Annotated in this window: 9 protein-coding genes; 4 read left to right on the top strand and 5 right to left on the bottom strand. The window is 62.4% G+C overall.

Going from position 1 to position 13,462, the window contains the following annotated elements; genetic code table 11:
- Positions 1 to 24: 24 nt before the first annotated feature.
- Together ALTERO38_RS12270 and tsaA are read right to left on the bottom strand one after the other, a co-directional pair.
- Entirely contained in the window at positions 25 to 624 is a 600-nt protein-coding gene (locus ALTERO38_RS12270; protein WP_159968567.1) for a DJ-1/PfpI family protein, read from the bottom strand.
- A gap of 94 nt (positions 625 to 718) precedes the next feature.
- Entirely contained in the window at positions 719 to 1,417 is a 699-nt protein-coding gene (tsaA, locus tag ALTERO38_RS12265) for a tRNA (N6-threonylcarbamoyladenosine(37)-N6)-methyltransferase TrmO (protein ID WP_159968566.1), read from the bottom strand.
- Positions 1,418 to 1,825: 408 nt separating this feature from the next.
- On the opposite strand from tsaA, the gene betT reads away from it, so the two are divergent.
- The 3 genes from betT (at position 1,826) to betA (ending at position 7,194) form a co-directional block, all read left to right on the top strand.
- Positions 1,826 to 3,892, top strand: a complete 2,067-nt coding sequence (betT, locus tag ALTERO38_RS12260) for a choline BCCT transporter BetT (RefSeq protein WP_159968565.1) — start codon at positions 1,826 to 1,828, stop codon at positions 3,890 to 3,892.
- Positions 3,893 to 3,989: 97 nt separating this feature from the next.
- On the top strand, positions 3,990 to 5,462 hold the full coding sequence (gene betB / locus ALTERO38_RS12255; RefSeq protein WP_159968564.1) for a betaine-aldehyde dehydrogenase: 1,473 nt from the start codon (positions 3,990 to 3,992) through the stop codon (positions 5,460 to 5,462).
- A 55-nt stretch (positions 5,463 to 5,517) separates the two neighbouring features.
- Complete coding sequence (gene betA / locus ALTERO38_RS12250; protein WP_159968563.1) at positions 5,518 to 7,194, top strand: choline dehydrogenase; 1,677 nt, start codon at positions 5,518 to 5,520, stop codon at positions 7,192 to 7,194.
- 118 nt (positions 7,195 to 7,312) lie between these two features.
- On the opposite strand, the gene ALTERO38_RS12245 is transcribed toward betA, so the two are convergent.
- From ALTERO38_RS12245 to ALTERO38_RS12235, 3 genes are all read right to left on the bottom strand, one after another.
- Entirely contained in the window at positions 7,313 to 8,287 is a 975-nt protein-coding gene (locus tag ALTERO38_RS12245) for a 2-oxoglutarate and iron-dependent oxygenase domain-containing protein (protein WP_159968562.1), read from the bottom strand.
- 152 nt (positions 8,288 to 8,439) lie between these two features.
- Positions 8,440 to 9,531 (bottom strand): BMP family ABC transporter substrate-binding protein, encoded by a 1,092-nt coding sequence (locus ALTERO38_RS12240; protein WP_159968561.1) that lies wholly within the window; start codon positions 9,529 to 9,531, stop codon positions 8,440 to 8,442.
- 259 nt (positions 9,532 to 9,790) lie between these two features.
- Entirely contained in the window at positions 9,791 to 10,471 is a 681-nt protein-coding gene (locus ALTERO38_RS12235) for an SDR family oxidoreductase (RefSeq protein WP_159968560.1), read from the bottom strand.
- 200 nt (positions 10,472 to 10,671) lie between these two features.
- Here ALTERO38_RS12235 and ALTERO38_RS12230 point away from each other — a divergent pair, with 200 nt between their 5' ends.
- A complete protein-coding gene (locus ALTERO38_RS12230; protein WP_159968559.1) occupies positions 10,672 to 13,386 on the top strand; it encodes a cation-transporting P-type ATPase in 2,715 nt (904 codons plus the stop codon).
- Positions 13,387 to 13,462: the final 76 nt, after the last annotated feature.

Raw genomic sequence — 13,462 nt, 5'->3', positions numbered from 1 at the left:
CGGACGATGGGGCGTCGCTGCGGGTCAGTTGTTTTGACGCCAATCGAAATCCATCTCCCGGGCGGTGGCTTCGGCCAGCTCTCGGCCAGCGATTCGCTCGACCAGATGCAGGCTCATGTCGATACCGGCAGAGATGCCGGCCGACGTCACGTAGCGGCCGGTGTCCACCCAGCGGCAGCCTTCTACCACCTTCAGCAACGGAAACATCGTTTTCAGCTCACCGATGTCTTCCCAGTGCGTGGTCACCTTGTGCGCGTACAGCACGTTGGCTTTCGCCAGCAGGAAGGCGCCGGTGCATACCGACGCGGTGAGTCCGGCCTGCGCGGCAGCTTTCTCGATCCACCGCACCACTTCGGGGTTTTCCAGTTCGCTCGTAACCACGCCACCCGGAATGATCAACAGATCGATGGGTGGATGGTTGGCAAAGTTGTAGTTGGGTTGCACCACCAGCCCAGCCCTGGCGCGAACCAGGCCCTTGCGTGCAGCGATGGTCGAGGTCGAGAAGGGCGGTGGCTGACCGTCGCGCAACGCCAATCGCGTCGCGGTGCTGAACACCTCGTAGGGCCCGGTAAAGTCGAGCACCTCGACGTCGGGATAAATGTAAATACCGACGAATGTGGGCATGACGGTCACCTGTCGTGTGCGCCGGGCTGGAGGGGCAGCTGCTCGAGCCGCTACGCAGGGCGTCCCTGAGCGGTTCTGCGCGGGTTCACTCAGCCTAGCTGGCCGCTTGTGTCACTTCCAATACAGTTATGTTCGACGGGTCGGGGTAATGCCAGCGAACTTCAACGTCCCAGAGACGAGTACCGTAACGGCGGTCCGGAGCCGGGGTCTGGTAGGCCGGTCTCGGGTCTTGCGCCAGGCATTGCTCGATCAGGGCTTGCAGAGGTTCGCCCAGCCTTGCCGCTTCGCTCTGTACTTGCTGCAGGCTGGATTCGGTCCAGTGCACGGCGATGAGGTGGGGCGCGTCCTCGGCCAGACCGTTGCGCGCATCGCTGACCACGTCGGCGTAGGGAACGTAAGGCTTTATGTCCAGTACGGGCGTCCCATCGAGCAGATCGATCCCTGATAGATGAAGGCGTCCTGGCTCGATCCGGTCGAGCTTTACCACCGACTGCCCTATGCCGTTGGGCCGGTGCGTCGCGCGCGTGGCGAAAACGCCAACCATCCGATTGCCGCCCAGACGTGGCGGTCGCACCCGTAGCCGGGGTTCAGCCTCCAGCGCCTGATGAAAAAGAAACAGTAGCCAGACATGGCTCACCTGTTCCAGCCCCTCCAGCGCGTGGGACTGGTCGAACGGTGCGACCAGCTCCAGCACGCCGCGAGCAGCCGGTGCCAACTGCGGCTGGCGCGGAATTGCGAACTTCTCTTTGAAACAGGAGTGCACGAAGCCGATTGGGGAAACGGAGTAGGACATGCTGACCATCCAGGCGCGGAGCCTGCCATCTTACTCGTTGCGGTAACGGCTCGCGTCATGCACCCGGAATTCAACATCGATCCAATCAGCGCTAGACCCCGCAGATGCGTCCTTTAAGAGTCGAACTTCCCTCGCGCGGAGGCGGCCGAGTCATGCGGCGTTTGGAGAAATCGTGTAGGATGCGCGCCCTTTTTCGAACATAGGCTAGGTTTGTTTTACGGCTCTACGCTTTACCCCTTTCCAGCGCCGTGCTCGCCAGAGCTATACGGCGGTTTTGGCGCGTCGCCCCTGACGTCGCCCGCATAAGGCAGCAGCAGTGCAGCCGCTTTGGCAGTCGCGAAACGTGGCAGCCGCATTCGTCGCTTCGCGATGTCCTAAAAGCCAGAACAAGTTCCGGAGATAGAACTGATGAACGAGGCTGAGCTCTCACCCAATCACACCGACTCAACACGGGATCGCATCAACCCGGTCGTTTTCTACAGTTCGGCGGTAGCCATCGTAGTGTTTGCGATCTGGACGATGTTCTTCACGGAGCCTTCCCTGACGGTCATTAATACCGTTTTAGGCTGGATTTCGAACACCTTTGGCTGGTTCTACTTCCTGGCCGTGCTGGTGTACTTGCTGTTCGTAATCGTCATTGCGACCTCGCGTTACGGCAAGATCAGGCTCGGGCCTGACCATTCGAAACCGGAATTCAATGTCGTGACCTGGGCGGCGATGTTGTTCTCCGCCGGTATCGGCATCGACTTGCTGTTCTTCTGTATCGCTGAACCCATCACCCAATATCTGGAGCCGCCGGTAGGCGTAGGCGGCACCGCGCAGGCGGCCCGGCACGCGATGGAGCTGACCTTCCTGCACTGGGGGCTGTCTGGTTGGGGCGTCTATACCCTTGTGGGCATGTCGCTGGCCTACTTCAGCTTCCGCCAAGGGCTTCCTCTTTCGATCCGCTCGTCGCTGTACCCCATCTTTGGCAAAGGCATTTACGGACCCATCGGGCATACAGTCGACACGGCCGCCGTGTTGGGCACGGTGTTTGGTATCGCCACGAGCCTGGGCATTGGCATCATTCAGCTCAATTTCGGCCTGAACTACATTTTCGGGGTGCCTGAAAGCACGCTGACCCAGTCAGTGCTGGTCGTGCTGATTGTCGTGTTTTCAGCGATATCGGCGGCGACCGGGGTGGAGCGGGGCATCCGCCGACTCTCCGAATTCAACATGCTGCTCGCGGTATTGCTGCTGCTGTTCGTGTTGTTCGCCGGCAAGACCACCTTCCTGCTCAACGCGCTGGTGATGAACATCGGCGACTACTTTTCCAACTTCATCAGCCTGTCGTTCGACACCTATGCCTACGACCAGCCGACCGACTGGCTGAATGCCTGGACGGTATTCTTCTGGGCCTGGTGGATCGCGTGGGGGCCGTTCGTAGGCCTGTTCCTGGCGCGCATCTCGCGAGGCCGTACCATCCGTGAATTCGTGGTTGGCACGTTGCTGCTGCCGCTGGCCTTCATGATGGCGTGGATGTCGATCATGGGTAACAGCGCCATCGACCTGGTCATGAACGGTGCCGTCGAGTTTGGCGCGCAGGCTGTCAGCAATCCTGGCTCCTCGATCTACCTGTTTCTGCAGAGCTTGCCCTGGGCTGGCCTGACGACATCGGTCGCCACCGTGCTCGCGATTGTGTTCTTTGTGACCTCGGGGGACTCGGGTTCGCTGGTGCTGTCCAACTTCACCTCGATTCTCCGGGACGCGAACAGCGATGCGCCGGTCTGGATGCGCATACTCTGGGCCGCGATCATCGGCGTGCTGACCCTGGCGCTGCTGATTGCCGGCGGGCTGAGCGCACTGCAAGGCACCGTGGTGATCATGGGCCTGCCGTTCTCCATTGTGCTTCTGTTCATGATGGTCGGCCTGTTCAAGGCGCTGCACGTTGAAGGCGTGATGGCGGACAGTTACCAGAAGAGCCTCTCCGGCCAGCTGTCCGGCCGCGCGACGCTCGAGCATGCCCACATGAACTGGAGTCAGCGACTCTCGCGGGCGATGAGCTTCCCGAGCCAGTCGCAAATTCGCCGCTACCTCAAGGAGACATGCCGGCCGGCGATGGAAGAAATCCAGAAGGCACTCGGCGAGAAGGGCGTGCCGGTGGAGATCGTCGAAGGCGAGCCCGGCAACGAGCACCTGATCCTCAACGTGAATCTCGGCAGCGAAATGGACTTCACCTACCAGATCTGGCCCGTTCGCAGCTCCATGCCGTCGTTTGCGGTGCGCACCTCCAGCAGCAGTGCGCACTATTACCGGCTTGAGGTACACCTGCGTCAGGGCAGCCTGGGTTACGACCTGATGGGCTACTCGAAGCGTCAGCTGATCGAAGACATCCTCGATCACTACGAGCACCACATGCAGTTCCTGCATCTGCAGCGCGAGAAAGGCAGCCTGGCGGACGGCTCGTCCGAACCCGGTACCACAAGCGCCACCTGACCGCGATCACGGCGAACCTACAGGTTCGTCCTGGACATCTGAAACGTGGCAGCGGCTTATCCGGCCGTTGCCACTCGGACATTCGAAGAGGTAAATCATGGCCCGTTATCCACGGCAACAACTCTATATCGATGGCACCTATGTCGAGGCCAGCGGTGGACAGGTGTTCGAGAGCATCAATCCGGCCAACGGCGAAGTCCTTGCCGAAGTGGCCCAGGCATCGCGTGCTGACCTTGAGCGAGCGGTTGTCAGCGCGGAGAAAGGCCAGAAGGTCTGGGCCGCACTGACAGGCATGGAGCGCTCGCGGGTGCTGCGCAAAGCGGTCGACATTCTTCGCGAGCGCAATGATGAGCTGGCGTTGCTGGAAACCCTCGACACCGGCAAGCCACTGATGGAAACCCGCAGCGTCGATATCGTCACCGGCGCCGATGTGCTCGAGTACTACGCAGGCCTGGCGCCGGCCATCGAAGGCGAGCAGATCCCGTTGCGCGACACCAGCTTCGTCTATACCCGCCGTGAGCCGCTGGGCGTGGTCGCGGGGATCGGCGCGTGGAACTACCCGATCCAGATCGCCCTTTGGAAGGCCGCCCCGGCACTGGCCGCGGGCAATGCGATGATCTTCAAGCCGAGCGAAGTCACTTCGCTGAGCGCGTTGAAGCTCGCCGAAATCTTTACCGAAGCCGGCTTGCCTGCGGGTGTGTTCAACGTGCTGACCGGCACCGGTGCCGAAATCGGCGCCTTGCTCACCGAGCATCCGCGCATAGCCAAGGTGTCCTTTACCGGCGGTGTCGCGACTGGCAAGAAGGTCATGGCCAGCGCCGCCAGCTCTTCACTCAAGGACGTGACCATGGAGCTGGGCGGCAAGTCGCCGTTGATTGTCTGCGATGACGCCGATCTGGATCGCGCCGCGGATATCGCCGTCATGGCCAACTTCTTCAGCTCTGGTCAGGTCTGCACTAACGGCACCCGCGTTTTCGTGCCGCGCTCGCTGTTGAGCGAGTTCGAAGCGAAGCTGCTCGAGCGGGTCAAGCGCATCCGCATGGGCGACCCGCAGGACGAGCAGACCACATTCGGCCCCATGGTCAGCTTCGCCCACATGCAGAACGTGCTCGGCTATATCGCCAAGGGCAAGTCGCAAGGTGCGCGCCTGCTCTGTGGTGGTGAACGCGCCACCAGCGGCGATTTCGGCCGTGGCGCCTACATCGAGCCGACCATCTTCAGCGACTGCACCGATGACATGATCATCGCCCGTGAAGAGATCTTCGGCCCGGTGTTGAGCCTGCTGGCCTACGACGGCGAAGACGAAGCCGTGCGTCGTGCCAACGACAGCGACTACGGTCTGGCCGCCGGTGTGGTCACGCGGGATCTGGTGCGCGCGCATCGGATCATCCATCAGATGGAAGCCGGAATCTGCTGGATCAATACCTGGGGTGAGTCAGCCGCACAGATGCCCGTCGGCGGTTACAAGCAGTCCGGGATCGGCCGCGAAAACGGTATCTCCTCTTTGTCGCATTACACGCGATTGAAATCGGTACAGGTTGAACTGGGCGACTTCGCGTCGGTTTTCTAAGCGAGCAGGCCGAGGCGAGCGTAGGGCGGTGCTCGCCAACGCGGCAGGAGGATTCATGGAATACGACTACATCATCATTGGTGCCGGCTCTGCGGGTAATACCCTGGCTGCACGGCTGACGGAGGACGCGGATGTCAGCGTTCTGCTGCTGGAGGCGGGCGGGCCTGACTACCGCCTCGATTTCCGCACTCAGATGCCGGCAGCACTCGCTTATCCGCTGCAAGGCACTCGTTACAACTGGGCCTACAAGACCGACCCAGAACCCCACATGAACAATCGGCGCATGGATTGCGGACGCGGCAAGGGCCTGGGCGGATCATCATTGATCAACGGCATGTGCTACATCCGTGGCAACGCCCTGGACTACGACAACTGGGCGACCATGCCGGGTCTGGAGGACTGGTCCTATCTCGATTGCCTGCCGTACTTCCGCAAGGCTGAAACCCGCGACATTGGCGCCAACGACTACCACGGCGGAGACGGCCCGGTCAGTGTCACGACGCCCAAGGCCGGCAACAACGTCCTGTTCCAGGCGATGGTCGAGGCGGGCGTGCAGGCTGGCTATCCGCAGACCGAGGACCTCAACGGTTACCAGCAGGAAGGCTTCGGGCCCATGGACCGCACTGTCACGCCTAATGGCCGTCGCGCCAGTACGGCGCGTGGTTACCTTGACCAAGCCAAGGACCGCCCGAACCTGACCATCGTCACCCATGCCGTCACCGACCGTGTGCTCTTCGAGAACAAGCGCGCTGTAGGTGTGAAGTACCTGCGTGGCGGCGAACAAGCCACCGTCGCTCAGGCTCGTCGTGAAGTGTTGCTGTGCGGCGGGGCTATTGCTTCACCTCAAGTGCTGCAGCGATCCGGCGTTGGTCCGGCGTCGTTGCTCAAGGGGCTCGGTATCGAGGTGGTTCACGACTTGCCTGGCGTCGGCCAGAATCTGCAGGATCACCTGGAAATGTACCTGCAGTACGAGTGCAAGCAGCCGGTTTCGCTGTATCCCGCCCTCAAATGGTGGAACCAGCCGGCCATTGGCGCCGAGTGGCTTTTTCTCGGCTCCGGTATCGGTGCCAGCAACCAGTTCGAAGCCGGGGGTTTCATTCGTAGTCGCGAGGCGTTCGAATGGCCGAACATCCAGTTCCACTTCCTGCCGGTGGCGGTCAGCTATAACGGCAGTAATGCCCACGACGGCCATAGCTTTCAGGCTCATGTGGGTTCGATGCGCTCACCGAGTCGCGGGCGGATTCAGATCCGTTCGACCGATCCTCACGTCGATCCAAGCATCCTCTTCAACTACATGGCACATGATCAGGACTGGCAGGAGTTCCGCGATGGCATCCGCCTGACGCGCGAGATCATCAATCAGCCAGCGCTCGACCCCTTCCGTGGCAAGGAATTGAGCCCGGGCGTGGAAGCCCAGAGTGATGCGGATCTGGACGCTTTCGTCCGCGAGCATGCCGAGACCGCCTATCACCCATCCTGTTCCTGCAAGATGGGCACGGACGAGATGGCAGTGGTCGACGGTCAGGGGCGTGTCCACGGCGTGGAAGGCCTGCGCGTGGTGGATGCGTCGATCATGCCGCAGATCATCACCGGCAACCTCAACGCCACCACCATCATGATCGCCGAGAAGATCGCCGACCGGATTCGTGGACGTGAACCTTTGCAGCGCAGCACGGCCGCCTATTACGTGGCCAATGGCGCGCCGGTTCGCAAGGCGCCTCTGCGCGGCTGAGTATGGTCAGGTTGGGTTGAGCGGGGGGCGAGCGATTCGCCCCCGTTCTCCCTGGTGCGCCTCTAGTACAGCGATGCTGACACGGACAGGGGCTTTCCGCCTCGGGCGTGTGAGCAGTTCACGTCGCTGCGGCTGAGGCCTCCCGCCGATAGGCATAGGTCTCGGCAAAACGCGAAAGCATGTAGGTGCTGCAGGTCGTGGCCGGGTACTTGGGCGGATGGCCTTCGCTCTGGCAACCGGGCAGGCAACTGATGATCGTGTCGGGATTCGGCTCGGCGAAGAACGGCATGGAGTAGCGGCCGACGCCCAGTGGGCTGATCACCCGGTGCGGTGTGGACTTGTACCGGTCGTTGCTCCAGCGCGCCATCATGTCGCCGATATTGACCACGAAGGTGCCTTCAATCGGCGGCGCATCTAGCCATTCGCCGCGCACATTCTGCACTTGCAGGCCGCCAGCCTGGTCCTGATAGAGCAGGGTGATGCAGCCGTAATCGGTATGCGCGCCGGCCCCTTGTTGCTCGGGTGCCGTTGCGGTCTGGCGTGGAGGATAGTGGATCATGCGGAACACGCTGATCGGCTCGACAAAGCGCTCATCGAAAAAGCCCGACTCGACGCCAAGCGCATTAGCCACTGCGCGCAGGAGGGTGCAAGCCAGCGCATGCATGTCTCGATAGTGCTGCTCGAACAGCGCTTCCCAGCCTTCCAGATCGGGATGGCGATTTGGCCCGCGCAGCGGCTTGCCTGCCAGGACGTCCGGATGATCGGCCGGCATGTGGAAACCCATGTCGAAGGTCTCCTTCAGATCGCTGGGCTTGCCGGGATCGAGTTGTTCGGTCGCGATCGCTCCGTAACCGCGGTGGTGTTTGCTTTTTGTGATGTCGATCTGCAGCTTTTGCTCGACCGGCAACGCAAAGAACTGTTCGGCCGCATCCTTCAGCTGGCCGATACGCTCAGCGCTGATCGGATGATTGCGGATATAGAAAAAGCCCCAGTCACGGCAGGCCGAGTCGATCTGTCGGGCGACCTCGTGCCAACCGTCCTCGTCCGAGGCATAGAGCGGCGCGATGTCGATAATGGGGAGTGGTGTGCTCATGGGTGACTCCGGGAATGATCGCTGCGGTCTTCTCGTACCGGCAGCCGTGTAGGGCTCAGCCCTCTGCCAGCGGTTCTCCGGGAGGAGGGACGGCACGGCAATTTCCGGGTGCCGCGCCTCTGAGGGCGCGGCTGATGCTGTGGCCTATCGTGTTACTTCGGCAGCTCGGCGCTGATGCCGTTTACGTAGTAATCCATCGATGCCAGATCACCGTTGCTGGCGGTGGCGCCTTCGGCAATGCGCACGGTGCCAGACTGATCCTTGATCGGGCCGGTGAACGGGTGGAACGCCCCGCTGCGGATACTGGCGATGATCTGTTCCGCCTCGGTTTTCACTTCAGCCGGCACCAGGTCGCTGATCGGCAGGCTGATGGTTTCTTCAGCCAACCCGCCCCAGAAATCCTGCGGCTTCCAGCTACCGTCGATAACCGCTTTAGCCGACTTGCTGTAGTGCGGGCCCCAGTCGTTGACGATGGACGTCAGCACCGCCTTCGGACCGAAGTGCGCCATGTCCGAAGCGTATCCGACCGAATAGACGCCTCGGCGCTCGGCCGCCTGGATCGGTGCCGGGCTGTCGGTGTGCTGCAAGACCACATCCACGCCCTGGTCGATCAGTGCGTTGGCGGCATCGGCTTCCTTGCCCGGATCGAACCAGGAGTTCACCCACACCACCTTGATTTCGGTGCCGGGGTTGTACTTGTCCAGCGCCAGTTGGATGGCGTTGATGTCGCGGATGACTTCAGGAATCGGGAACGAGGCGATGTAGCCGATCTTCTTGCTCTTGGTCATCTTTGCCGCGAGGAAGCCCCCGACGTAACGGCCTTCATAAGAGCGCGACAGGTAAGTACCGAGGTTCTTGGCCTGCTTATAGCCGGTGGCGTGTTCGAAGGTCACCTTGGGGAATTGCTTGGCGACCTTGAGCGTCGGGTTCATGTAGCCGAAGGACGTGGTGAAGATCAGGTCATAGCCACCCTTGGCCATGTTGCGGATCACCCGCTCGGCGTCGGCGCCCTCGGCCACGTTTTCCACGAAGGTGGTCTCGACCTGCTCGCCAAGCTCCTTTTCCAGATGCTGGCGGCCCATCTCGTGCTGGTAGGTCCAGCCATGGTCGCCGATCGGGCCGACGTACACGAAACCGACCTTCAGCGGATCGGCCGCGATCGCTGCCCCGGCGGCCAGTGCGGTGGTAAAGCCGATGGCGGCGGCAAGGCCGCGCAGCAGGGTGCTCCGTGATTTCTTATGCATAGGGATGACGCTCCTGTGTGTGCTGACGAGAGCCGTAGCGGCTGCCACTCCAATTGCAAAAAGCTGACCAGATGGACAGATCGGCGAAACAGCGGGCGCTAGGGGATCAAGTGCGGCAGACGGCGGGTAAGGCAGGAGCGCAAGTGGTGCGTGAATGGAATGCGGTGCCCCAGGTCAGTGCGCCCAGGGCAGAGCTCAAGCGACGCCGAGCCCGCTGCCAGGCGTGCCGGTGCAGAGGGCCGCGTCGCGTCTGCAGGCCTTACCAGGGCAGCGGAGTTCCCTGATAGTCCAGATACCGATGGCCGCCACTGCCCAGCGCCTTGGTGACCTGCTCGACCATGCCGCGCGCACTGGTCTCGACGTCCAGCGGCGCCTGCTCACCGCCCATGTCGGTCTTTACCCAACCAGGGTGCATCGACAGCACGGTCAACCCGGTCTCGCCCAACTCCGCCACGAACGTGCGAGTCATGTGATTGAGCGCGGCCTTGCTTGCACCGTAGAGCGACATGCCCATGCCTGGACCGGTCTCGACGCTGCCGAGGATCGAGCTCATGAACACCACAACGCCTTGTTTGTCATCCACCCGTGGCAGCAGATGCTCGGCCAGGCGCAGCGGGGCGACGGCATTGGTGAAAAACAGCTGACCGACTTCCGCTTCGCTCGCCTGGGTGGCCGGCTTGTTCTGCGGGCCGGCGACGCCAGCGTTGACGAACAGCACATCCAGCCGTGCACCCTCCAACCGCTCGGCCAACGCTTCGATGCTGGCCGTATCGGTCATCTCCAGGGTTTCAACACGCACCTGCGGAATCTGGCTGAGCGCGTCGGCCTGTTGCGAATTGCGAACCGTGGCAATTACCTGCCAGCCTTCGCTGGAAAATTGTTTGGCCAGTCCGAGGCCCAGACCGCGGGATGCGCCAACGATAAGCACGGTTTTCTGCATGAGAGCTCCTAAAGTAGGGGGTAGGGCAAGAAAGCATAGCGTGGCGCGGTTGCGCCGAGGGGCGCTGCTGCGACATTTGACCGCTGCCTCTGTGTTGCAACGCATGTCCCTGCGATAGCTATGGTCATCCTTATTCGGCTCTCATGAAGCACCTGCGTTGCTGCATTCGGCACCAGCGAATCAAGACAAAGGGGGATCCCATGCCCGAACAGCAAACCCGAACCAACTGCTGGCACGCCTGTCAGGCTGATGAGGCGTTGCGTGAGCTTGAAGCGTCGCCCGCAGGGCTGACTCACGATCAGGTGAAGGAACGGCTCGCCAGCTACGGGCCGAACCGTCTCGATGAAGCCAAGCCCGCGAGCGTCTTGCAACGGCTGCTGCGCCATCTGAACAACGTGCTGCTCTATGTATTGATTGCCGCCGCGCTGGTCACCGGGCTGATGGGGCACTGGGTCGATACCTTCGTGATCCTGGTGGTGGTGGTGCTCAACGTCGCCATCGGTTTCGTGCAGGAGGGCAAGGCGGAAAAAGCCCTTCAGGCAATCCGTCACCTGCTGGCGCCACATGCGGTGGTGCTGCGCGATGGTCGTCAACAGGACGTCGATGCCGCCGAGCTGGTGCCGGGTGACGTAGTGCTGCTGGCCTCGGGCGACAGCCTGCCGGCGGACGTGCGGTTGCTGCAGGCGCGCAACCTGCGCATCGACGAGGCAGCGCTCACCGGTGAGTCCGTTCCGGTGGACAAACAGATCGATGCGGTGGCCGATGACGCGCCCATTGGTGATCGTCTCTGCATGGGTTACGCCGGTACGCTGGTGACGCAGGGGCAGGCCCGCGCCGTGGTCGTCGCCACCGGCGCGGCCACGGAGATCGGTCGCATCGGTCGCATGCTGGAGTCGGTCGAGCAGGGCACCACGCCGCTGCTGCGCAAGATGGAGGAATTCGGCCGCATCCTGACGATGGTAATTCTTGCGACCAGCGCGCTGCTGTTCCTGTTCGGGACGCTGGTACGCGGCATGGGCGCCGGCGAAATGTTCATTGCGGCGGTGGGGCTCGCAGTGGCGGCAATCCCGGAAGGGCTGCCGGCGATCATGACCATCACCCTTGCCATTGGCGTGCAGCGGATGGCGACCCGCAATGCGGTGATTCGGCGACTGCCCGCAGTGGAAACGCTGGGTTCGGTGACGGTGATCTGCTCCGACAAGACCGGCACCCTCACTCGTAACGAGATGACGGTGCAGGAGGTGATCTGCGCCGGCCAGTCACTAGAAGTCGAAGGTGCCGGTTACGCGCCTGAAGGTGCGCTCCTGCTCGACGGCGCGGCAGTCGAACCGGCCGCGTTGCTGGCGCGTTCTCCGGCGGTCAGCGCACTGGTGCAAGCAGCTGCTTTGTGCAACGACGCCAGCCTGCACGAGAAAGACCAGCTGTGGACCCTGGCCGGTGATCCCACCGAGGGCGCCTTGCTGACCCTGGCGATGAAAGCAGGGCTGTCGCCGACCAATCTGCATGTCGATCGGCCGCGATTGGATGTGATCCCCTTCGAGTCCGAGCACCGCTTCATGGCGACGCTACACGCGACTGATGGCGGCAGCGAGGTGCTGGTCAAGGGCGCACCGGAGCGCATTCTGGCCATGTGCGCCAACCAGATGATGGCCGATGGCGAGGAGCGGCCGCTGGAACTGGACCTGTGGCATGCGAAGGTCGAGGCGCAGGCGCAAGCCGGTCGCCGCGTTCTGGCGCTCGCTCGTCGGCAACTGCCCGCCGGAAAGGACATGCTTGAACACGCTGATGTCGCCAACGCGCTGACCCTGCTGGGGCTGGTCGCCATCATTGATCCACCTCGCGAGGAGGCGATACGCGCAGTTGCGCAGTGCCGCGCTGCCGGCATCCGGGTGGTGATGATCACCGGCGATCACGGCGTGACGGCCAGCGCCATTGCCAGACAGCTCGGCATGGGTGATGACATCAACGCGATTACCGGACCTGAATTGGAGCATATGGACGAAGCGGCCATGCGCCAAGCTGTGGCCGAAGCCCGCGTGTTCGCCCGCGCCAGCCCGGAACACAAGCTGCGGCTGGTGCGTGCACTGCAGGCCAACGGCGAAGTGGTCTCGATGACCGGCGATGGCGTCAACGATGCGCCGGCGCTGAAGCAAGCCGATGTCGGTGTGGCGATGGGGTTGAAGGGCACCGAGGCGGCCAAGCAGGCCGGTGCCATCGTACTGGCGGACGACAACTTCGCTTCGATTGCGCATGCCGTGGAAGAAGGCCGTACCGTTTACGACAATCTGCGCAAGACCGTGACCTTCCTGCTGCCGATCAATGGCGGCGAGTCGCTTTCGTTGCTGTTGGCTGTGCTGCTCGGCATCGCCCTGCCGATCACGCCTGTGCAGGTGTTGTGGGTCAACATGGTCAGCTCGGTGGCACTGGCGATGGTGCTGGCCTTTGAGCCGACCGAGGCGGATGTGATGCAGCGTCCGCCGCGACGGCCGGACGAACCGATGCTGTCGCGATTCGTCATCTGGCGAATCTTCTTCGTTTCCGCGCTGTTCCTGGCCGGCATCTTCGGCATGTACCAGTGGATGCTCTCGCAGGGCGCGACGGTCGAGGCGGCGCGCACTGTGGCGGTCAACACGCTGGTCTGCATGGAAGTGTTCTATCTGTTCAGCGTGCGCTACCTGAAGGCGCCTTCGTTCACAGTGCAGGGCGTGAAGGGCACGCCGCGGGTGCTGGTCGCGGTGTTTGGCGTATTCGCCTTGCAGCTGCTGTTCACCTATGCGCCGTTCATGCAGTCGCTGTTCGCCTCCGAGGCGTTATCGCTGTCCACGGGGATGGTGGTGGTACTGGCCGGGGTGGTGGTACTGGTCATCCTGGAAATCGAAAAGGCCTTGCTGCGGCGTCTGGGCCTCGGCCTATAGGGAGAGCTGTGGTGCAGGGGCTGGTGCCACGTATTAGCAATAGATGGAGAGCGGGCCCGTAGGACCCGCTCTCCAC

The organism is Pseudomonas sp. 9Ag, from assembly GCF_902506445.1.
GTDB classification, from domain to species: Bacteria; Pseudomonadota; Gammaproteobacteria; order Pseudomonadales; family Pseudomonadaceae; genus Stutzerimonas; species Stutzerimonas stutzeri_AB.
This window is presented reverse-complemented; position numbering and strand designations above follow the sequence as displayed.